The sequence below is a fragment of the Halococcus saccharolyticus DSM 5350 genome, from assembly GCF_000336915.1.
GTDB lineage: Archaea > Halobacteriota > Halobacteria > Halobacteriales > Halococcaceae > Halococcus > Halococcus saccharolyticus.
Genome location: NZ_AOMD01000011.1, coordinates 16,288 through 36,940, shown reverse-complemented (window position 1 = coordinate 36,940; position 20,653 = coordinate 16,288). Strand labels below are relative to the sequence as shown.

The 20,653-nt window shown below is 59.2% G+C and carries 20 protein-coding genes and 2 pseudogenes (1 of these 22 cut by a window edge); 6 read left to right on the top strand and 16 right to left on the bottom strand.

The genetic code is table 11. The annotated features are described in order from the left end of the window. Positions 1–218: pseudogene (locus C449_RS02825) on the bottom strand (aldehyde dehydrogenase family protein) (it extends 1,205 nt beyond the left edge of the window). A gap of 113 nt (positions 219–331) precedes the next feature. On the opposite strand from C449_RS02825, the gene C449_RS02820 reads away from it, so the two are divergent. Beyond that, on the top strand, positions 332–1,198 hold the full coding sequence (locus C449_RS02820) for a fumarylacetoacetate hydrolase family protein (RefSeq protein WP_006076397.1): 867 nt from the start codon (positions 332–334) through the stop codon (positions 1,196–1,198). Between the two features lie 26 nt (positions 1,199–1,224). Here C449_RS02820 and rpiA read toward each other — a convergent pair whose 3' ends face one another. Both rpiA and C449_RS02810 read right to left on the bottom strand, forming a co-directional pair. Next, complete coding sequence (rpiA, locus tag C449_RS02815) at positions 1,225–2,100, bottom strand: ribose-5-phosphate isomerase RpiA (RefSeq protein ID WP_006076396.1); 876 nt, start codon at positions 2,098–2,100, stop codon at positions 1,225–1,227. Positions 2,101–2,116: 16 nt separating this feature from the next. Further along, entirely contained in the window at positions 2,117–3,160 is a 1,044-nt protein-coding gene (locus C449_RS02810; protein ID WP_006076395.1) for an NADP-dependent phosphogluconate dehydrogenase, read from the bottom strand. Between the two features lie 487 nt (positions 3,161–3,647). On the opposite strand from C449_RS02810, the gene C449_RS02805 reads away from it, so the two are divergent. After that, positions 3,648–4,712 (top strand): AI-2E family transporter, encoded by a 1,065-nt coding sequence (locus tag C449_RS02805; RefSeq protein WP_049913857.1) that lies wholly within the window; start codon positions 3,648–3,650, stop codon positions 4,710–4,712. A gap of 36 nt (positions 4,713–4,748) precedes the next feature. Here C449_RS02805 and C449_RS18940 read toward each other — a convergent pair. Further along, positions 4,749–4,965, bottom strand: a pseudogene (locus C449_RS18940) (ATP-binding cassette domain-containing protein); the annotation flags it as partial. A gap of 156 nt (positions 4,966–5,121) precedes the next feature. On the opposite strand from C449_RS18940, the gene C449_RS02800 reads away from it, so the two are divergent. After that, positions 5,122–5,415: a hypothetical protein gene (locus C449_RS02800; protein ID WP_006076393.1), complete on the top strand. Its 294-nt coding sequence runs from the start codon at positions 5,122–5,124 to the stop codon at positions 5,413–5,415. A 64-nt stretch (positions 5,416–5,479) separates the two neighbouring features. On the opposite strand, the gene C449_RS02795 is transcribed toward C449_RS02800, so the two are convergent. Together C449_RS02795 and C449_RS02790 are read right to left on the bottom strand one after the other, a co-directional pair. Then, positions 5,480–6,079 carry a TetR/AcrR family transcriptional regulator gene (locus C449_RS02795; protein WP_006076392.1) on the bottom strand — a complete coding sequence of 200 codons (600 nt, stop codon included), beginning with the start codon at positions 6,077–6,079 and terminating at the stop codon, positions 5,480–5,482. 40 nt (positions 6,080–6,119) lie between these two features. Next, positions 6,120–6,521, bottom strand: coding sequence for a zinc ribbon domain-containing protein (locus tag C449_RS02790; protein WP_006076391.1), 402 nt, complete (start codon positions 6,519–6,521; stop codon positions 6,120–6,122). A gap of 133 nt (positions 6,522–6,654) precedes the next feature. Between C449_RS02790 and C449_RS02785 the strand changes: the two genes are divergently transcribed. Both C449_RS02785 and C449_RS02780 read left to right on the top strand, forming a co-directional pair. Further along, positions 6,655–7,662 (top strand): daunorubicin resistance protein DrrA family ABC transporter ATP-binding protein, encoded by a 1,008-nt coding sequence (locus C449_RS02785; protein WP_006076390.1) that lies wholly within the window; start codon positions 6,655–6,657, stop codon positions 7,660–7,662. Further along, positions 7,659–8,429, top strand: a complete 771-nt coding sequence (locus C449_RS02780; protein ID WP_006076389.1) for an ABC transporter permease — start codon at positions 7,659–7,661, stop codon at positions 8,427–8,429. The genes C449_RS02785 and C449_RS02780 overlap by 4 nt, the downstream gene beginning before the upstream one ends. A 983-nt stretch (positions 8,430–9,412) precedes the next feature. On the opposite strand, the gene C449_RS17690 is transcribed toward C449_RS02780, so the two are convergent. The 6 genes from C449_RS17690 to C449_RS02760 form a co-directional block, all read right to left on the bottom strand. After that, complete coding sequence (locus C449_RS17690; protein WP_152415640.1) at positions 9,413–9,637, bottom strand: hypothetical protein; 225 nt, start codon at positions 9,635–9,637, stop codon at positions 9,413–9,415. Positions 9,638–9,852: 215 nt separating this feature from the next. Continuing rightward, positions 9,853–11,010 (bottom strand): ABC transporter ATP-binding protein, encoded by a 1,158-nt coding sequence (locus C449_RS02775; protein ID WP_080504882.1) that lies wholly within the window; start codon positions 11,008–11,010, stop codon positions 9,853–9,855. A gap of 450 nt (positions 11,011–11,460) precedes the next feature. Then, the gene (locus C449_RS18790; protein WP_275039157.1) at positions 11,461–11,592 is read right to left on the bottom strand and encodes a hypothetical protein; all 132 of its coding nucleotides are present in this window, start codon (positions 11,590–11,592) and stop codon (positions 11,461–11,463) included. A gap of 281 nt (positions 11,593–11,873) precedes the next feature. Then, positions 11,874–12,728: a carbohydrate ABC transporter permease gene (locus tag C449_RS02770; RefSeq protein WP_006076387.1), complete on the bottom strand. Its 855-nt coding sequence runs from the start codon at positions 12,726–12,728 to the stop codon at positions 11,874–11,876. Further along, a complete protein-coding gene (locus C449_RS02765; RefSeq protein ID WP_161606433.1) occupies positions 12,725–13,546 on the bottom strand; it encodes a carbohydrate ABC transporter permease in 822 nt (273 codons plus the stop codon). Before C449_RS02765 ends, C449_RS02770 begins: the two co-directional genes overlap by 4 nt. 138 nt (positions 13,547–13,684) lie before the next feature. Further along, positions 13,685–15,262, bottom strand: a complete 1,578-nt coding sequence (locus C449_RS02760; RefSeq protein WP_080504881.1) for an ABC transporter substrate-binding protein — start codon at positions 15,260–15,262, stop codon at positions 13,685–13,687. Positions 15,263–15,604: 342 nt separating this feature from the next. Here C449_RS02760 and C449_RS02755 point away from each other — a divergent pair, with 342 nt between their 5' ends. Next, a complete protein-coding gene (locus C449_RS02755; RefSeq protein ID WP_049913849.1) occupies positions 15,605–16,669 on the top strand; it encodes an Ldh family oxidoreductase in 1,065 nt (354 codons plus the stop codon). Here the strand turns inward: C449_RS02755 and C449_RS02750 are convergent, their stop codons facing one another. The 4 genes from C449_RS02750 to xacF all read right to left on the bottom strand — a co-directional run bounded on the left by C449_RS02750 (position 16,670) and on the right by xacF (position 20,595). Next, entirely contained in the window at positions 16,670–17,434 is a 765-nt protein-coding gene (locus C449_RS02750) for an SDR family NAD(P)-dependent oxidoreductase (protein WP_006076383.1), read from the bottom strand. Positions 17,435–17,463: 29 nt separating this feature from the next. Continuing rightward, complete coding sequence (locus tag C449_RS02745) at positions 17,464–17,898, bottom strand: PPC domain-containing DNA-binding protein (RefSeq protein WP_006076382.1); 435 nt, start codon at positions 17,896–17,898, stop codon at positions 17,464–17,466. Positions 17,899–18,029: 131 nt separating this feature from the next. Then, positions 18,030–18,986, bottom strand: coding sequence for a mannonate dehydratase (locus tag C449_RS02740; RefSeq protein ID WP_049913848.1), 957 nt, complete (start codon positions 18,984–18,986; stop codon positions 18,030–18,032). Between the two features lie 157 nt (positions 18,987–19,143). Further along, positions 19,144–20,595, bottom strand: a complete 1,452-nt coding sequence (gene xacF, locus C449_RS02735) for a 2,5-dioxovalerate dehydrogenase (protein ID WP_006076380.1) — start codon at positions 20,593–20,595, stop codon at positions 19,144–19,146. Between the last annotated feature and the right edge of the window lie 58 nt (positions 20,596–20,653).

Genomic DNA, 20,653 nt, shown 5'->3' with positions numbered 1-20,653 from the left:
GCTCAGAGATGTGTATAAGAGACAGGGCCGGGTGTGTCCGCCCACGCGTCCTCGGCAGCCGCGGCCGCCTCGATGGCTCCCCGTGCGTCCGCGGCGCTCGAATCCTGACACTCCGCCACCGTCTCGTCGGTGTTCGCGGGGTTCACCACCGCGAACGTCTCGCCAGTCTCCGACGCGCGCCACTCTCCGTCGACGTAGTTCTCGTAGGTCTCTGCCATCGCCAGATCAAGGGACGCGAGACATACCCTTCTTTCGGCCTGCCATCTCAGGCCTGCGGTGTTCGTGCGTCGATGACCCCGACGGCTTTGTGCAGGGAGGTCGTACCGCTGGCATGCACTACTACCGCGTGGCGACCGACCAAGGCACGAGGCTCGTCGGTCGCGACGACCGGAAGGCCTACGATCTCACCGCGGCGCGTGACGGTCTCCGTGATTTTTGCGATCTCGCCCAGGTCGCGGGCGTGATCGACACCGACATCGACGGCGTGACCGAGCGCCTGACCGCTGACGCGCCGCTGCTCGACGCCGAGTCGGTGGCCGAGCAGGCGATCCTGCCGGCGATCCCGGGCGAGGTTTGGGCCGCCGGCGTCACCTACGAGGTCAGCAGCGACGCCCGCGAGGAGGAGAGCGGCCGCAGCGAGATCTACCAGGCCGTCTTCGAGGGCGACCGCCCGGAAGTCTTCTTCAAGGCGTCTCCCTCCCGCACCGTAGGGCCGGGCGAGGGCGTCGGGATCCGCGAGGACTCTGAGTGGGACGTGCCCGAACCCGAACTCGGCGTCGTGATCTACCGCGACGAGATCGTGGGCTACACTGTCGGCAACGACATGAGTAGCCGATCGATCGAGGGCGAGAACCCGCTCTACCTCCCCCAGGCTAAAGTCTACGACCGATGCTGTGCCATCGGACCCTGCATCGCGTCGCCCGCGACCGTCGACGATCCACGGGACCTGAAGCTCTCGATGACGATCGAGCGCAACGGCGAGACGCTGTTCGACGACAGCACCTCAACCTCACAGATGGTGCGCTCGCCGGAAGAACTCGTCTCGTACACGACCAGGCACAACACCCTGCCCGAACTGGCGGTGGTCCTCACCGGGACGTCGCTTGTGCCAGAGGAGTTCACTCTTCAAGCGGACGATCAGGTCGCGATCGAGATCGAGAACGTCGGACGGTTGGAGAATTCGGTCGTAACGGTCTGAGGTGGCTGGGATAGGGTCGCCCGCTCTCAGAACTCCAGCACGTCGACGTCTTCGTCAGTCCCGAGATAGACTGCATCGACCATGTCGAGGAAGATACCGTGGTCGAGGACGCCGGGGATTCCGTCGAGTTCTTGGGCCGTGCCCGCAGCGTCGTCGAGCCCGCCGAAATCACAGTCGAGCACGAGGTTGCCGTTCGCGGTGAACACCGGCCCGTCCTTGCGTTCGGCCATCCGGAGGTCGGGCTCGCCGCCGGCCTCGCGGACCCATTCGGCGACGACCTCGCGGGCGTCGGGCATCACTTCGACCGGGACCGGGTAGTCGAGCGGATCGGTCGCCTTCTCCTCGTCGGTGGTGATGACGAGCTCGTCAGCCATCGCGTCGATCACCTTCTCGCGGGCGTGTGCGCCGCCGCCGCCCTTGATGACGGTGGGCTCGTTCTCGGAGTACTGGTCCGCGCCGTCGACCGTGATGTCGAGCTCGGTGACCGCGTCGAGCGTGACGAGCGGGATGTCGGCCTCCTTCGCGAGTTCGTGTGACTGGAGCGAGGTCGCCACGCCGCGGACGTCCTCCAAATCACCCTCACGGAGCAGCCGACCGATCTCGGCGACCGTCCACGCCGTCGTGCTCCCGGTGCCGAGCCCGACGTCCATTCCGTCCTCGATGAGCTCTTGGGCCGCGCGCTCGCCGGCCCGACGGCGGCGCTCGTCGAAGACCCCCTCCGCGCCGCTTTTGATCCGGTTCGGCGACGGGACCACTTCGATGTGCTCGCGGATCGCCTCCTCGTCGAGATCGATCCCGTGGTCGTCGAGCGCCTCGCAGGCTCGCTCGATCGCTTCGTCCTCGGTTTCCGCCCATTCCTGAACCGTTTCGCCGTCGGCCGTGTAGGTAAACTCCTTTGCCATTGGTGGTGTCCTCGGATTATCCGTCGTCGGAGCGGTCGACCGGTCGAAGCGGGTCCATGTCCTCCTGATCGCGGAGCTCGTGCCGGACATCGTTCTGGACCCGACCGGTGAACCGTTCTTCCCTGATGTGTTCGTCCTCGCCGAAAGGATGTTCGCCGAACCCGTGTCGCATCAGCGCGACCGCACGCGGAGCGTGGCGCTGGTTGCCACGGGATTTGAACAGCTCGATCACTGACTGGCTGATCACGGGAATCGGCGTCTCGCCTTTGAACGCCTCCTGGACCAGCCAGTTCACTTCGCCAGTATCCTCGATGTAGTGGGGGATCTCCTCGAAGTCGGGGGCGTCGGACTGTTGGTCCTCGTGGCGGAGACCCTTCTCCATGAGTTCGACCAGCCAGCTCTCGATGACCGCGCCGTTCGACCAGTTGTGGAACACATCGGCCATGTCGACATCGAAGTCACCGGCTTCGAGGAGTTCGACGCCTTCGGCGATCGATTGTAACATGCCGAACTCGATCCCGTTGTGGACGAGTTTCACGAAGTGCCCACTCCCCGGCGGCCCCACATGCAGGAGACCGCCGTCGACCGACAGCGTGTCGAGGTAGGGCTCGGCGATTTCGAACCCCTCCTCCCGGCCGCCGACCATGAAACAGGCCCCTTCGCTCGCGCGCGGTGGCCCGCCGCTGGTCCCCGTATCGAGGTAGTAGACCCCCTCCTCCCACGCGCGCTCCTCGCGGCGCATCGAGTCGCGCCAGAAGGAGTTGCCGCCGTCCATCACGACGTCGCCCTCGTCGAGATGATCGAGGAGAGCGTCGAGTTCGTCATCGATCAGCCCACCGGCGGGCAACGAGAGGTAGATCACGCGTGGTGAGTCGAGTTCCTCAACCAGCGTGTCGTATTCGCCGGCGTCGTAGACCTCGACACCAGCATCGTCGAGGTCGGGTCGATCGGCGGTGTCGAACCCGACCACTCGGATGTCCTTCCCGACGGCCTGGCGCGCGAGGTTGCCGCCGATCTTGCCCAGTCCAACGATGGCGAGTTCGTGGTTTGCACCTGACATGACTCGAAATCTCCGTCGTCCGACGGTTCGCCGCTCCCCCCGCAGCACGGCGACCGTCCCGTAACCGTCGCGTCCGGGCGTACGTCCCACGGCGATTCACATAGGCGTGTTGCCTGCGCCACCGAACCGAGGGGACCACCGAGTCGTGGACATCGCGAGCCGCCCGACAGCAACGTACCCGACGTGCGACTGAACCGCGGCGCAAGACTTATCCTGACGAAACGTTTAGTCAGGGTTGGAGTGCGTCGTCGCTCCATCCCGCTGTCGGGGGAGCACAAACCAACCGTTGCGTGGCATCACCGCACGGCCTCGGCCTGGTTAGCAACCCTCCTCCGTCGGTCCATTCTACGGTGTGTGATCGGAAGAGTGATCGGTGGAGAATCATCGGAACGATACGGCCGCCGATCCGTCGACCCTGCTCGCCGATAGTTCGATCGCCGGTGAATCGGCACCGGCGCTTATGAGTGCGCCATGCGTGCGCAGCGATATGTCCATCGAACGAAGTCTGCTCCTCGCCGCGATCGCTCTCTTCGGCGCGGTCGCCGTGCTCATGGTGCTGCCCTACGAGCAGTATCTGCTGCTCGCGATCCTGCTCGCCTACCTGCTCTATCCGCTCCAGTGTCGTCTCCGGGAGTACGTCGGGAGTCGGGGTTCGGCAGGACTGCTCATCGTCGGCTCGTTTCTCGCCGTGATCGTTCCGCTCGGGGTGCTCATCGGTGTCGGCGTCCGACAGGCCTCGACGATTCTCGTTGCGATCGAGCGCGGTGAGTTCAGCGTCGGGGCGATCGAGAGCCGATTGAGCGAGCAAACCGGTGTGCCCATGGACATCGAGCGCATCCTGTCCAGTTCCGGTTTCGACGCGTCCGCGGTGTTCGGTGGTTCCGGCGGGGACAGCGCCACGGCGCTCTTCGGTAACCTCACCCAGGTGCTCGCTAACCTGGTGAGCGTCATCGGCAGTCTCTCGGATATCGCGATCGGTATCACCGTGCTGCTGTTCGTGCTCTACTACCTGCTCGTCGATGGACCGGCACTCGCCGCGTGGCTCCGGGCCGTTTCGCCGGTCAGAGAGACGACGATCGACCGGCTCTACGAGCGAAGCGATCGGCTGATGTGGGCGGTCGTGTTCGGCAACATCCTCGTCGCCGTCGTCCAGGGCGTGCTCGTCGGCATCGGGTTCGCGGTCCTCGGGGTACCGAACGCGATCTTCTGGACGATCGCGACCACTGTGCTGGCGCTGTTGCCGATCATCGGCGCGTCGGTCGTCTGGATCCCTGCTGCTGGCTATCTCGTGCTGGTCGATCGGCCGGTGATCGCGGTGGCACTGTTCGGCTACGGTGCGCTCGTCGTGAGTCTCTCTGACAACTACCTTCGGCCGATGATCGGTGGGCGCGAGGCACGACTCAACCCCGGCCTGTTCGTCCTCGGCCTCTTCGGCGGTCTCGCGGTGTTCGGCTTCATGGGGCTGTTCTTCGGGCCGGTTGTCCTCGGCCTGCTCAAAGTGCTCGTTGAGGTGTTCGCGGAGTATCGGCCGCCGGTCCGCTCGGCGATGTGACGCCGTCGCCGTGACCTCGCCAATGGCTCAGTCGTGCGCCCGGTCGGTGATGTCGTGGCCCCACATGGTGATGCTCCCACCGGTCGGCGACTAAAACTTCCATCAGCGTCCGGATGGTGGTCGACTTTCCCGCGCCGTTCGAGCCGAGAGATCCGAACACCTCGCCCTCGCACACGTCGAGCGTGAGGTCCTCGATACCGCGAGTGTCGCCGTAGTATTTCGTCAGTTCGTCTGAATTGCGGCCGTGGCACATCTCACGCTTGCCGCTACGCACTACGAACACCCGAATATATCGTCAGCCTATTGTTATTTTTTCGTCCTCACGATCGTTCGGTAGCCAGCCGTTCCATCACCCACCGCCGGAACCGTTAACAACCATCAACAACGTACCATCAACTTGGTGTTGGGTGTGTACACGCCACATGGAACAAGCGAGAAGGAGCAGTCATCCATTTCTGGGAACGGGAAAGACGGGACAGAAGGCATTCAACCGCTCGAACACTACGCATGTGCGGTCGGGAGTCTCGTCTTCGCGGTCGTCCTCGCGGCGCTGCTCTACCCGCTACTGGTGTCGCTCACGTGGTCGCTAGGGATTCTCGCCACGACGGCGATCGTGTCGACGGTCGTTCTCGTCTGGGGGCTCGGATGGATCGGGTTCGAACTCCTCTGGGAGTGGCGTGCCGGCCGCTGGCAACGGCCGTAAGTGTCGTGAGGTGACAGCCACCCCACCTAGCGACGGTCGGCGATGGCTGTGCGATAGTTGCCGCTCACTCCTCGGCGAGAAGCTGTATCTCGATGAACTGTGCCAGCGCCTCCCGGGTCGCGGCCGTACTGTTGCCGGTGATGGTCGCACGCCGCAACATCGCACCGTCGATCGTCGAGGCAAGCAACGATACCGTCGGCTCGACATCGACATCCCGGAAGGTGCCGTCGTCGATGCCGGCCGTGAGAACGTCCGCGAGCGTGTCCTTTATGAGACGATCGGCGCGAGTGAACTGCTCGCGGTAGGCCTCGTTCGAGAGCGCCTGAGAACGCAGTTCGAGCAGCGCGACCTGGAACTCGTGCTGTTCCGGATCGGGCGATGCCGGCAGGAAGTTGTCGATCAGCGACCATAACTGGTCATCGGGGCTGTCGGTCGTATCGATCGCGTCCTCGACGGTGAACTGATCGAGCATGTACGACAGGAACTCGACGAGGATCTCGTCTTTGGTGTCGTAGTGGTAGTACAACAGCGATTTGCTCTTTGCGAACTCGTCCGCGATCGCCTGGATCGTGAGGTCGGCGTACCCGTGATCACAGAGCGCCCGGTAGGTTGCCTCCATGATCGCCGCCTGAGTGCCGGTCCGATCGTCTGCGTCACTGCTCATATAGACTGAATGTTCAATCAGAATCAAAAGGCTATCGTTTTCACGACCCCTCGCCGACGAGCGGGGACGCACACCACTGACAGAACTCGAGGTCGGCGTCGTCGATCGGCCGACCGCACGACGGACACGCCATCGGACCGTCCCCGCCGTGAGTGCGAACGCGGTGGAAGTAGTTGTTGACGACCGCGAGCTGGTACGCGTCGAGTGCGCTGAGGGTCGTCACCACGAGCAGTGGGAGGAGGTCGAGCCAGGCGACCTGGCCACCGGCAACGAACGCTTCGAGCGCCGATGTCGGCACAAACAGGTAGCTGGTGAGCCCCGCGACCCCGAGCCAGCCGAACGCCCGGAGCCATCGACGAAGATACACGTGCCCCGCTCCCGTCGCAAAAACGGCGAGGAGCGCGGCAAGCCACGGGCGCTTCTTCGAGAGTGACTGGGCCATATCTGACTATACGTTTAGTCAAGTTTCAGTCTTTCGGCTCGGTCATCGAATCCACAGCTGTGTGCATCGTTATCGAACTTTGACGCAACAGACTTACATAGACTGACCGTTCAGTTAGTGTGAGGACGATTCGATGGATGCAATCCAAGTAGACGGCCTAACCAAGGAGTTCGACACGGTTACCGCGGTGGACGAGCTGTCGTTCGCGGTCGAACAGGGCGAAGTTTTCGGGCTTCTCGGCCCGAACGGTGCGGGGAAGTCGACGCTGATCAACATGCTGGTGACGCTGTTGGGACCGACTGCGGGGACCGCATGGGTCAACGGTCACGACATCCGCGACGAAACCGGAGACGTCCGCGACAGTCTCGGGATCGTCTTCCAGGAGCCTGCAGTCGATGAGGAGCTGACGGGCGCAGAAAACCTCGCCTTTCACGCCCGGATGTACAGCAAGCGAAAGGCAGAGCGCGAGGAGCGCATCCCCGAGGTGCTCGAACTCGTCGACCTCGCCGACGAGGCAGACAACAAGGTTGCGAGCTACTCCGGCGGGATGCAGCGCCGCCTCGAAATCGGCCGTGGGCTGATGCACAAACCCGAGGTACTCTTTCTCGACGAACCCACCACGGGATTGGACGCCCGAACCCGTCGAGACACGTGGGAGTACATCCAGCGACTCAACGAGGAATCGGGGGTCACGATCATCATTACGACTCACTACATGGACGAGGCCGACTTCCTGTGTGAACGGGTCGCGATCATGGATCAGGGCGAGATCGTCGCAGTCGATTCGCCCGAGGGACTCAAGGACTCGCTGGGCGGCGATGTCGTCACGCTCGGGCTCAATGGGCCGGCAAACGAGTTCGTCGACCGTCTCGACGACCGACCGTGGGTGCGCGAGCGCGATCGGACCGACGAGGAGGTCGCCATCACGCTCGAACACGGCAGCACCCGGGTCGTCGATCTCGTCCGACTTGCCGACGAGACGGAGACGACGATCACGTCCGTCGATCTCGAGAAGCCGAGCCTCGAAAACGTCTTCCTCTCACTCACCGGCAGCACGCTGACCGAGCGCGAGGCCGACGAACCGTCGACGGAGTCGGCGTCGCACGAGCAATCCTCGCGGACCGCGAGGGCGAGACAGTGAGCCTAGTCGATCCCCTCGGCGTCTATGGGCTCTGGCTTCGGGACGTGAAGCGGTTCCTGCGGACGCCCTCACAGATCATCGGCTCGCTCGTCTTCCCGTTGGTGTTCCTCGTGCTCCTCGGCTTCGGTCTCGGTGGCGGGGCGATCCCCGGACTCCCTGAGGGCGTCGCGTATCTCCAGTATCTCGTCCCGGGAATCGTCGGCTTCACGATGCTGTTCGGAGCCTCGATCGCGGGGATCTCGATCCTCTCGGATCAGGACGTCGGCTTCTTGAAGGAGATCCTCGTCGCGCCGGTGAGTCGCACCTCGATCGTGCTGGGGCGGATCGCCGGCGGGTCGACGACGGCGATCGTCCAAGCAGTGCTCATCCTCGCGATCTCGATCCCGCTTGGGTTCGAACTCGCGGACTGGCTCTCGCTACCGCTCGCAGCGGTCTTTCTCGTGTTGATCGCAGTGACGTTCGTCGGCTTCGGCATCGCACTCGCGTCACAGTTTTCCGACAGCGAGGGCTTCTCGCTCATCGTCCAGTTCGTCATCTTCCCGCTGTTCGTCCTGTCGGGTGCGATCGTCCCCATCGAGGGGCTGCCCGAGCTGATCCAGCCGCTCGCGTACATCAATCCGCTGACGTACGGCGTCGACGGTCTCCGGGCGGCGCTGGTCGGCACGTCGACGTATCCCCTCGTCGTAAACTTCGGCGCGCTCGTGGCCTCGTCGGTCGTGATGGTCGGTCTCGGTGCGTATCTGTTCGAGCGGGTCGAGGCGGTCTGAATCCGACACGTGGTCACCGTCCTCGCAACCGACACAAACTACAGGAGAGTGACGGATGATGTTGCCGATTAAGCGCTCTAACCCGGACGATAGCCACCAACGATCCAAATGATCGTCTTCGTGGATGCCGCCACAAGACAGATGCAAGTACCGAATTGTTCGATGTTACCCCGACATCTAGCGAGTTTTTAATTATAACAGGCAAAGATCGTATAGCCGCATCCGTGCAAGTGAAAACTCAGGTGGCGTTTGGTAGGGAACGATCGTTTTGGCGCGTACGAACCATGGTACACCGTTGTAACCCGGGCATTTGATTCTTAAACGCTCGCTCGGCCATAGGTAGGTGACGAAATGGCACCATATAGTTGGACAGCCTTGATCAGGAGACAGACCTGGTCGCCAGAAACTCCATAGATAGCGATCATCAAATGAACGGATGATCACCATCAGTAACGGGTTCCACTCCGAAACTCGCGTTCAACAGTGCCAACCACGGAGTAGGCCAGTCTTAACAACAGCCTATTTTCTGTCGGTTGGACACCATCAACGGACTCAATGGTTAACCTGAAACGATGAAGGACTCTCCAACAGTGAATAGAGCCCCCAGAACTCCCGCAACGATTACTCACAGCACCACGTTCGTTGTAACTAGCTATTCTAAGAACAGGTGAATGCGTTGACATTGCGTTGATCTGAGAAGATTAGAATTAATTACACATCATATCACAGAGTTTAGCTAGTATGAATGGTACATGATTGGATGGTTGCTGTCTGCCCAAAATATGGGTACTTCGAGGAATTTTTGTGAAGACTGTAGAAACACCGTCTATTAATCCAGAGGATTATGTCCCTGTACTTCTGCGATTAAGCAGGGTGGTAATTTGGAACGGTTCACGCCCTGTACGGAGATCGTCCCAAGGGAAATCAAGTTTCTGAATATCAACACGCTAAAAACCGATAGACGCTGATGCCGTTAACTCTGATCATGCTACTCCTTCATCTTCAACCGCAGAAGTACAGGGCCACAATTCATCGAAGAAATCCATCACGACAAGATCTTCCTTCCCCATATCGGTATCCATCTCAACCGAGCGCCTCGGTGCGGCGACGCCTCTGGTAGTGGCGATTTGACGAGTCCTTCCGGATGATACAGCGAGCACCACCGCCGCAAACAAGCCACTTAACGATCGATTCGAGCGGTAATCCATCGACCGGAATCGTCCGCTTGGTGAGTGTCAACACTGTCGTGTCGGCTGGGTTTCGCCACCGACTGTGACAGGTCTGAGAATCGTGATGTCTAATCACTCTCTTCAGTAATTGCTTGTAGTCAATTTTCCTACCAATTTATATCTCAAAAACAGTCTGCTGGCGAGCTTTGTGAAATGCCGAGACCGATCCACGGAGTCACGTCCCGACGCAACACTCAGAGCAGCCGTTTTCCATCCCGGTCAAAGATCCAGAACTTGTCCCGTTCGATATCTAGGTTCACTTCGTTCTGCTCGGCAGTAACGGTATTCTGTGGGACAACAGTTCGAAGTTCGTGACCATTCACGTCGAAGTAAACGGTATCACGATCACCCTGGGGCTCAACTAGAGTGACGTCGCCCGTGAACAGCGCGTCTCCGGTATCGGTGACGTTGACGTACTGTGGACGGATTCCGAACGTAACGGTATCGAGACTCTGTGCAGTACTGTCGAGCTCTCTATCGATAGGAAGGGAGAAGAGATCATTCTCCAACGTATGACCATCGGACGACTGTTGTAGTCGGCTCTCGAACAGGTTGGCCGACGGCGAACCGATGAAATCGGCCACGAACTGATTGGCGGGTTCGTTGAACACCGCATACGGGGATCCGATTTGTTGGACGTGTCCATCGTTCATTACGACGATCTTGTCGCCGATGGCCATCGCCTCTTCCTGATCGTGGGTTACGAACACCATCGGCGTCTCGAGACGGCGTTGGAGCTCTTTGACCTCGGTCTGCATCTGTTTGCGGAGGTTCGCGTCGAGTGCCGAGAAGGGTTCGTCGAGGAGAAAGGCCGCGGGTTCCATCACCATCGCTCGCCCCAAACTTACACGCTGTTGCTGTCCACCCGAGAGGGCACTGGGCTTTCGATCCAGCATGTTCTCTATCCCGAGCATTTCGGCGATGTCCTCGACACTTTCGTTTTTCTCCGACTTCGACATCTCCGAGGACATGTCGAGACCGAACCGTATGTTCTCTCTCACGCTCTTGTGTGGAAAGAGCGCAATGCTTTGGAAGACGAACGCCAGGTCTCTGTCTTTGGGTTTAACACCCGTCATGTCCACACCTTCGATGAATATGTGTCCTTCGTCCGGTCTCTCCAAGCCGGAAAGACAACGCAGGGTTGTGGTCTTTCCGCAGCCGGACGGACCAAGCAGGACGACGAAATCTTCTTTCTGGATCTCGAGGTTAATATCGTCGCAGGCGACGATCTCGCCACCACCGAACGTTTTTCGTACGTTCTCCACCCTGATAACAGGTTCCGACAATCCCTCCGTTCCCCGGTTGGATTTGTTCTGCTCTGCGTTAGCGGCACCTTCGACACTCTTTGCCATGGTCCTTGGAAAGTCGTAGGAGAGAGCAATTAAACCTTTTGACTGACCATCGGTAGTTCTCGTCGCGTCGGCGTAGCAAGAGGTTTTAGACACGGGTTATTGCGATTGGTAGTCAGAACTAGACTGGAGGCAGCTATTTAAGCAGCACTCACGCCGGTCAGTGCTCCGGGAGTCGCTCCAGTAGGAAATATTCGTCTTCAGTGTCGTGGCAAGACGTTCGCCGTGGCGGACGACCGGAACGATCGTCGGAGCCGTCTCTTGAAACGCCGGATCGCGACTTCGGGTGAACCAACACGAACGTGTACAGTGGCGATGGCACGACCAAGTGCCATCGCGAGGTATCGTCGAGCAGAGCTCGGCGAGTTCCCTGTAGGGATGGCCGTGGTAGCGGTTGTCGACGAAGTTGAGGCAGAAGATCCTCGGCTGCCGTAGGCCGAGGATCATCGTAGCCTATTGGGCGAGGAGATCATCGACAGTTCCTTCGAGGATTGTAGCGGTGATAGTGTGGAACTGTGCGAGAATGTAGTTGTCGGAGTAGGTGACAAGGGTCTCGTCAGTGACAGCCTCGATCGGTTTCTCCAACAGCGGCCCACGTCACGATTCGGCCAGACGGTCTCGAGGTCGATAGTGTTACCTTCGACCGCGGGAAGGAGTAACCCGTGAGAAGGTCAACCGCTGAGGTTTCGGGGTTCACAGCCGTAAGACCGGTGTCTGGATGGTAGCGGAACTTCATACCCATCCAACCACCCTCTACCGCCCTGCGCTGCAGTTGTGACCGCTACAGAACCCGATGGAAACTGCCGATCAGCTATGATTAGACCGGCAGCCGATGAAACATCAGTAGTGGCAGAAAAGAACTACTGTTACCCGAAGACACCACCGAGGCTTCGCTGAGAGAAGAAGTAGAGGATCACTGGTGGGGTAGCGATTATGAGCGACTGTGCCATCAGCCTCCCCCAAGCGATACTCTCTCCCTGTCCGCCATGCAGGGTCGAATACAGTTCTACGATTGCAGGTTGGACACCGTCACTTGTGGTGAGAAGATTCGCGAAAAGGAACTCGTTCCATCCGTTCAAGAAGGCCAGAAAGCCGACTGCGATCAACGCTGGCCTCGCGATTGGCAGGATGACCCGTACGAACGCACCGAACTCCGTACAGCCGTACACCTGTGCTGCCTCCTCGAGGTTTTCGGGGAGACTACTGAAGTAGTCCCGGAGAATCCAGATCGCGAAGGGAGTGATGAAAATCTGGAATGCGATCCACAGGCCCACGTACGAATTGTAGAGACCCCACTCAAGCCATCGGGTTGTGACTGGGACGACAAGAACAACAGTCGGGAATAACAGCGACAAAACGATAGCGTAGAAGACGAACTGTTTGCCCCAGAACTCCTTGCGACCGAAGACGTACGCACCGGGGATGGTAACTGCCATCGCGATGAGAGCCGTTCCTACTGAGATGACAACGCTGTGCACGAGCCCCTCTTGTAGTGCTGCGAAACCGGAGGTCCACCAGCGCAGAGTGATGGTTTCCGGGAGCCAGACTGCAGGATTGTCGAACAGCCCCGAAGCAGGAGTGAACGAAACGGAAATGACAATCAACACCGGAACGAGTACGAGGAGCAACAGTGCAACAGTCACTAGGTAAACTGCCGCTTGAAAAACTGTGTCCTCCATACTCCATCGTTCTCCGCCGAAAATGTCGACGCTGAGTCTCATGCCATTCCTCCGGTATCCGCATCTCGTTCAAACGACCTGATGTAGGGTAGTACCACGATCAACGTCAGAACGACCAGGATCACACCCACGGTCATCGCGAGACCGTAACGTCGAGTTCCCTGGGTAAACCGGTATACTAAGATCCCCAAGATTGAGGTGTCAAAGCCTGGCCCGCCTCCAGTGATCTGAAGCGGTTGGCTGACTTTGGTGAGGTTGTAAATCGTTCGAAGACTGATCGCAACCAAGATTGCACCTTTCAGCTGTGGGAGAGTGACATGGAAGAAAGTCTGGATTTTGCTCGCCCCATACACTCTAGCGAGTTCGTAGTGTGCTTCCGGAATTCCTTCCAGAGATGCAGTGATTATGATGAAGGCAAGTGGCCAGTAGGCCCAAGTAGAGGCGAACATGATAACCGCCATCGCAGTACCACCGTTCGTTCCCCAGTAGATCGTCTCTTCTAGTATGCCGTAATCGATCAAAACGGGGAATATCGGTCCCAGCTGAGGATCAAGAATATAGACCCACATCGTCCCTGACACGAGACCAGGAATCGCGTATGGGATGACGAAGAGGGTCCTGATGACGTTCCGAAATCGCACATGACTCACGGTAACGGCTGCAATTATCGCAATCAGAAGTTGTGAGAACGTCACCAGTCCGAAGATGACAGTGGCTCGTAGTGATGTCCAGAACGTATCCCATCCGAGAACGTATCGGTAGTTGTCCAACCCAACCCATTGGCTCTCTCCGAGGAAGTCCCACTGGTGAAAGGTCATCCAGATACCATTGACTAGTGACCCCCAAACGAGTGTTCCCATCACTAAGAGGACAGGAACCAACATGATGTATGTCATCCAGTCCCGCCGTGCCGCTTGCTTTACACCACGCATTCGTTGCCTCGCGTCGGATAGATTCGCGTGTATATCTAGCATTTTCGTTTGAGTTTGAGAAGTATCTTAGTTGAAGAACTGATTTCGTGCTTCTTGTGCCGCCTGATCCAGAGCCTCGGAGGCACTCATCTGTCCCTGCAACGCTTGCTGGATGTATCCCGGCATGATTTCGTACTGGATCTGCCCGAACATCGGTGCCGCTGCCTGGAGGAAGTACTGGTCTTGATCCTGAAGGCAGGTGTTGAACGCATCAATTATGTTGGTTTGGTTATATCCTGTGGGGTCCTCAACGGCACCTTTGATATCCTCCGGACCGACGTCTTCCCGAATCGGTCCACCACCAATGGTGCTGAACATTCGAGCTTGGAAGTCGTCAGAGAAGTACAAGTAATTCTCCAAGAGATCTGCTGCGGCTTCCTGTGCCCGCTGCCACTCGTCTTGATTCGCTCCGTCAGGCGGATTCACGAAGGTGATCCCGTCACCACCACTCATCCCCCTAGCACCAGAGTCACCCCGCCAAGCAGGACCGAAGACGAAGTTACCGTTCATCACCTGCTGTTCCGCATTCGAAAGTAGGTCTGCATAGGTAGCTGACGGAACCTGGGTCATGCTTGCATCGCCACGGATGAGTGCTTGTGTCGCATCTTCATCAGACATCGACACGGTCCCTGGGCTTGAGAGTTCGTGTTCGGTCAAAATCGATACGAAATTCTCGTATGACGTCTTGAAGGCATCATTATCGATCTTTGTATCACTCCAATCCTCATTGAGGAACTTCCCAGCGCTACCGCCTCGTGCGATGGGCCAATCTTCAGTACATGTGTCTGTGACGTCGCTATCCGTACCGTAGATCTGGAAGCCGAAGTCGCCAGGGCCGTCTTCTTGGAGAGTCTGTCCCAGTTCGATGCTCTCTTGGAAGCTTGTTGGTGGGAAGTCCTGTTCAGGGTCAAGACCTGCTTCTTCGATGTGATCTCGACGCGCTAGAAATAGCCTCGGCGACTCGGTGCTGAACTTGAATTCGTAGGCGTTTCCGCCAAACCCGCTGTAGGTCTGGCTTCCAACGTTATCCATGAACCACGATGTCTGCTCAATCAAATCGTCGCTAAACAGACTGCTGTAGTCCGAAAACGGCTTTATGATCTCTAACTCAACAAATGGTCCAACCTGTCCAGCGACCTGATCCATTATATGGGGTCGATTCCCCTCCCTTGCAAGGGTAAGCCATCGCTGACCGGGCTCACCCGAAGAATACTGGACGTTAACAGTCGCCCCTGTTTCTTCTTCGAACCTACCGATTGCCTGCCTTATAGCGTTATTTGCCTCTCCAGAATTGTTGTGGAACCTGTTCCAATATTGGATAGTGAGGCCGCTGTAGTCGCTACTACCACCACCGCCTCCGCTCGCGTTGCTTGCGTTGGAGGCGTTCCCAGTAGCACCGCCGCCCCCGGTGCTATTGCTCGTGTCTGAGCTGTCATTAGTCGCACCACCGCCCCCACTTGCATTGTTCGAGCCACCATCACCGCCACCGTCGCCACCACTACAACCAGCCAAAAGCGCCGCACTAGCGACTGCTGTACCTTTCGCGAGGAATTTTCGACGACGGATGGAACCGTGGTTCGAACCGCTGGTTTCTCGGTTTGGCATGACTTCGATTACCAATGCATGCTTCTATTATATATATCTGTCCCTACTGATGCTCTACACCGATCACTGTTCGATGCAGCGTGCAAGAGGAATGGTTGGAGTACCGATTATTGGCTCGAATCCATTCACGGATGCGACGCGATGTCGAGATAAGTACCCCTCATCGTGAGGACGGTTCTTCGAAGTATTAATCATTTTCATGACACAAACAATTGTCACCTACCCTTGCTCCATGTTCTATGGATTAGCAGGCAGAGATACCGTCAACGCCGTGCCAAGGTAAACGTTGGAAGGGCTACAAAACACTTTTTTAAGAGCACTTCTGTAAAGAGGTGAGTACCGATGTCGCAGACAGAGACGCTTCGTTTCGACCCGGAATCGTTAGAATCGTTCGCAGCAGCGATCCTCCGCAACGCCGGCCTTACAGCGCCACACCATGACATCGTTGCAGAAGCACTCGTCAGGGCCGACTTGCGGGGTGTCAGTTCCCACGGCGTTGCGCGGCTTGAACCGTATGTCGCTCACTTGGATGCAGGCGGGTTCAACAGCGATCCGGAAATCGACATCGACGAACGGTCAGAAGGTGCGCTGGTCGTCGATGCCGACAACGGTCCCGGTCAAAGTGCGGGAAAGCGAACGATGGAGCGGTTGATCTCCATGTCGAAGCGAACTGGGGTAGCAGTCGGGGTGGTACGGAACAGCAACCACTTCGGCACGGCAGCGTACTACACGGAAATGGCAGCCGACGAGGACTGTATCGGGATGGCGATGACGAACGTTCCCGCGGAGGTGATCCCGTTCGGAGGGCGGGAGCCGTACCTCGGCACGAACCCCATCGCGGTGTCGGTGCCGTCTTCTCAAGAGTTCCCGATCACACTCGACATGGCCACTAGTGTCGTCGCGATGGGGAAGATCGATCACGTCGCGGCGGAGAAGGGAGAACAGGTTCCGGAAAACTGGGGAGTGGATGACCAAGGAGAGCCAACGACCGATCCCGAGAAAATCAATGCACTACGGCCGCTCGGCGGGGCCAAAGGATACGGCCTCGGTGTCGTCGTCGAACTCCTTGCTGGGCTCCTCTCCGGCGCAAACCACAGCGTCGAGGTTAGTTCACTTTACGACGAGTTCGAGACATCGATGGGAGTCGGTCACTTTTATCTCTCCATTGATGTCGCCACGCTTCGGACCGTCGGTGAGTTCATCGCTGATGTCGATCGGCTGATCGAAGACATCAAAAACATGCCCTCCGACGAGGGGGTTCCTGAAGTGCTGCTTCCTGGCGAGATCGAAGCACGCGCTATGGAAGAGAACCTCGAAACAGGCGTACCGGTCGATCCGAACGTCTTCCGGAAACTGGAAACGATCGCGGAGGAGTACGTCGTGGAATCGCCCTCCCCACGCGACTGATCACAACGCGTTTTTCGTGAAGCCGCCGTCAACGTACACTACCTCGCCGGTGGTGAAACTCGCGGCCTCGCTGCCGAGATAGATCGCGGAACCTACAATCTCCTCGCGGTCGGCAACCCGTCCGACCGGTGTTCGGTCGTCGACTTGCTTTCGTATCTCAGTTCCCTCAGCGTACTCCTCCTTGGTCAACGGAGTCATTACGAATCCGGGAGCGATCGCGTTCACCCGCACGTCAGGTGCCAGCTCCTTCGCTGCACACTGGGTCAGACTGTTCACGCCGGCTTTGGCGGCACAGTACGGCATCAGACGACTCCGCGCCAGATCGGCCGACATCGACGAGATGTTGATGATGCTCCCTTCGTCCATCTCCCGAGCGAACGCTTGACACGAACGGAACACACCGTTGAGCAGTACGTCGATCACGTCGAGCCATCCTTCCTCGCTCAGATCGAGAAACTCCGTCCGAGCGGCGGTCCCAACCGAATTGACCAGGATGTCGACCTGTCCGAACGTCTCAAGAACGCTGTCACGCAGTGCTTCGATCGAGGAATAGTCGGTGACGTCGCACGTCTGTTCGAGGGTCTCTACGCCGTATCCTCTGATCTTCTCGGCGGTGTCGGCCACGGCGGCTTCGGTTCGGCTGGTCGCGACCACGTCGGCCCCATCGTCGGCGAACGCCAACGCGATTCCCTCACCGATGCCGCTCGTCCCACCGACGACAACTGCCGTTTTCCCTGCTACTGTGATTTCCGGAAATTCGGTCATAAATTACGGATCCTTCGACTGATACCGCCTTACTTCAACTGCAACGTACCGACGTTCTTCTCATTGGGTCGACGGGTCATCTCCGGCCCGTCGAACTTCCGGATGGTCAGTTCACTAAGAATGTGGACCTCGCATCCATCCTCAAGATGACCGGCCACCGTTTCGTCACCGTTGTACGCAATGACGTGGAGGTGAGGGTCCCCATCGGCGATCGCGCCGTCGATAGTGCCGACCTCCCACGCACCCTCCAGATTGAGGAAGGTGTTTCGTTCGGACTTTTCGTCGGGGAACTCTGCCGTCGGTACGTAATGGATATTCAGATTTCTGAATGTTCCGATGCCGGAGACGATAGCACCGGTGTCGATATCGTGCTCCTCGCAGGCTTCGGTGATCGATTCAAGCGCCATGTCCCCGGAATCGAGTCTCACAATCACGTGATCGTCGTTGGTTTCGAATGTTTCCATGTTGTCTGCCTACACAAGACACGTTTACGGGACCTCACTTATATCTTGTGTGTCGATGAAAGCCGATAGGCGGTGAAATAATAGATGGATCGGCCCTCGGAGTTTCCGGTAGGAAGGAGCCTGGCGTCCGGCTACCCGTCCGTCGATTCAAGCAATCCTTTCAGATACCCGATAGCGAAGAGGCGCCCGAGCGTCATGTACATCGGATTGCTGTTCGTCTCTCCGGCCATTGTCGGTACGTGGTCCGGCCGAACCGGTCCCTCAAACCCGATCTCACGATACGCCTCGATACAGGCGTGCATGTCCGTCGGTCCGTCGTCGTGCCAGGTCTCCACGAACCGGTCGGCTGTTCCGTGGACGTCCCGGAAGTGAACGAAATTGATCCGGTCGTCGAACCGTTTGATCGCCGCGGGGATGTCGGCACCCATCGCGGCGAAGTTTCCCTGACAGAACGTAATGCCGTTGTATTCGCTCTCGTATATCTCCATGATTCGTCCGTAGTTGTCGGGTGACGTCACGATCCGATCGACACCTCGGAGACGATCAATAGGTGGGTCGTCGGGATGGAGCGCCAGCTTCACACCAGCCTCCTCTGCGATCGGAACAACTTCGTTCAGGAAGTGCTTCAGACCCTCCCAGAGCTCTTCGGCGGCAACAGGGGCGAGCTCCTGTGGGGGTGCACTCGTCATCAACTGGTCGTCGTAGGCCGTGGTCAACGAATCGCCCCGAGAGAGAACCGCAGTGGAAGTACGTGCCCAGCGCGTCCCTGCCATCCAGTCATAGGCGACGACGGGTACATTCAGCTCGCCGAGGTTCCGGAGATACTGTTTGAATCGCTCGATTTCTTCGTCTCTGCCTTCGCGACCGAGGCGGGTAGTGTCGGAAATGGGGACGCATCCCTCAATCGCCCCGACCTCGATCCCGTACTCCCGAAAGTTCTGGACGAGGTCAAGGAGTTCGGTGTAGCGCCAAGGGCGCGACCTATCTCCGATTTCGAGCGTGTGGACCACAGCGGTCTCGACGCCGATCTGTTTCGCAAGATCCCAGCGTTCGTCACGATTCGGTGGGAGAACTAATGACGGGCGCATGCAGTATCGATGCAGCACCACCAGCTTAGTCTTTGCCCTCGGTTCGACGACAACCTTGTTCACAGAAACCGATCGTTGTCACCGAGATCGGCAGAGCGTCCACGGAAAACACCGAGATGTCGGTGCTCCCGCTATCGATCCCCTCAGACAACCGTTTTCAGAAGTTGGTATAGATGGTTTTGGTGGTAGTGAAGAACTCGAGGCCGGCATCACCCTGTTCGCGGTAGGTGTTGGTCGAGGACTGTTTGACCCCGCCGAACGGGACATGCAGCTCCAGGCCGGTAGTCTTCTCGTTGACTTTCACCACGCCGGTTTCGATCTGCCTGGAGAAGCGTTCGGCCTCGCTGAGACTGTCGGTGAGGACGCTCGCCGAGAGGCCGTACTCGCTGTCGTTGGCCACGCTGACGGCCTCATCGAAGTCACTTACGGGGATGACCGCGAGCACCGGCCCGAACACCTCCTCCTGGGCGATCCGCATGCCGGTCTCGACGTCGGCGAAGACGGTCGGTTCGACGTAGTGGCCGTCGGCGTGATCGCCCTCGTCGAGGCGGGAGCCACCGGCCGCGAGACGTGCACCCTCGTCTTGAGCAATGTTGATGTACTGGAGCGTGCCGTCGAGTTCGCTCTCGCTGACCTGTGGACCCATGTCCGCCCCGTCGAGGCCGTCACCGACCGTGATCTCCTGGGCGTGGTCGACGATCCCCGCGACGAACTCCTCGTAGACCTCTTCGTGGACGATCGCGCGCGAGGTCGCGGTACAGGCCTGGCCGGTGACGCCGAACGCGCCCGCGCCGACCACCTCGACCGCCTCGTCGATGTCGGCGCTGGGAAGCACCACGGCGGGGTTTTTCCCGCCCATTTCGCACTGGGCACGTTTGCCGTCGGCGACGCTTTGCTCGTAGACGGTAGTGCCGACCCGGGTGCTCCCCGTAAAGGAGACCACATCAACGTCGTCGTGGGAGACGAGCGGTCCGCCGATCTCGCTGCCCGAGCCGGTGAGGAAGTTGACGACGCCGGCGGGGAGGCCCGCCTCGTCGAGACAGTCGACGATCGCGCGGACGAGGCTGGGGGCCTCGGAGGCGGGCTTGATGACGACGGCGTTGCCGGTGGCGAGAGCGGGCGCGAGCTTCCAGGCGGGGATGGCGATCGGGTAGTTCCACGGTGTGACGAGCGCGGCGACACCCATGGGCTCCTTGCGGGTGTGGAGGGTCTTGTCTCGGCCGCTGGCGGCCTTCACCGTGCCGTCGAAGTCGCGGGCCTTCTCGGCGTAGTAGTGGAAGATGTCGATCGCGCGCTGGACCTCGGGGGTGGCCTCGGCGGTGGTCTTCCCTTCCTCGGTGGTGAGGGTGGTGACGAGCGATTGCTTGCGCTCGGCGAGCAACTCGCCGGTTCGGCGGAGGATCGCGCCGCGTTCGGGACCCGGCATGGCGGCCCAGTCGGGCTGGGCGGCTGCCGCCGCGGCCACGGCCGCGTCGACATCCTCCTCCGTCGAGCGCTGGTAGCGGCTCACGATCTCGTCGGTGGCCGCCGGGTTGCGTACCGTGAACGTCTCGCCGTCGTCGGACGGAAGCCACTCTCCGCCCACGAAATTGTCGTACTCGGTCGACATGCGTCCAGGTAGTAGACACCCTCCTACTTATGATCTTCCGTCGTGTCCTCGTCGGCGG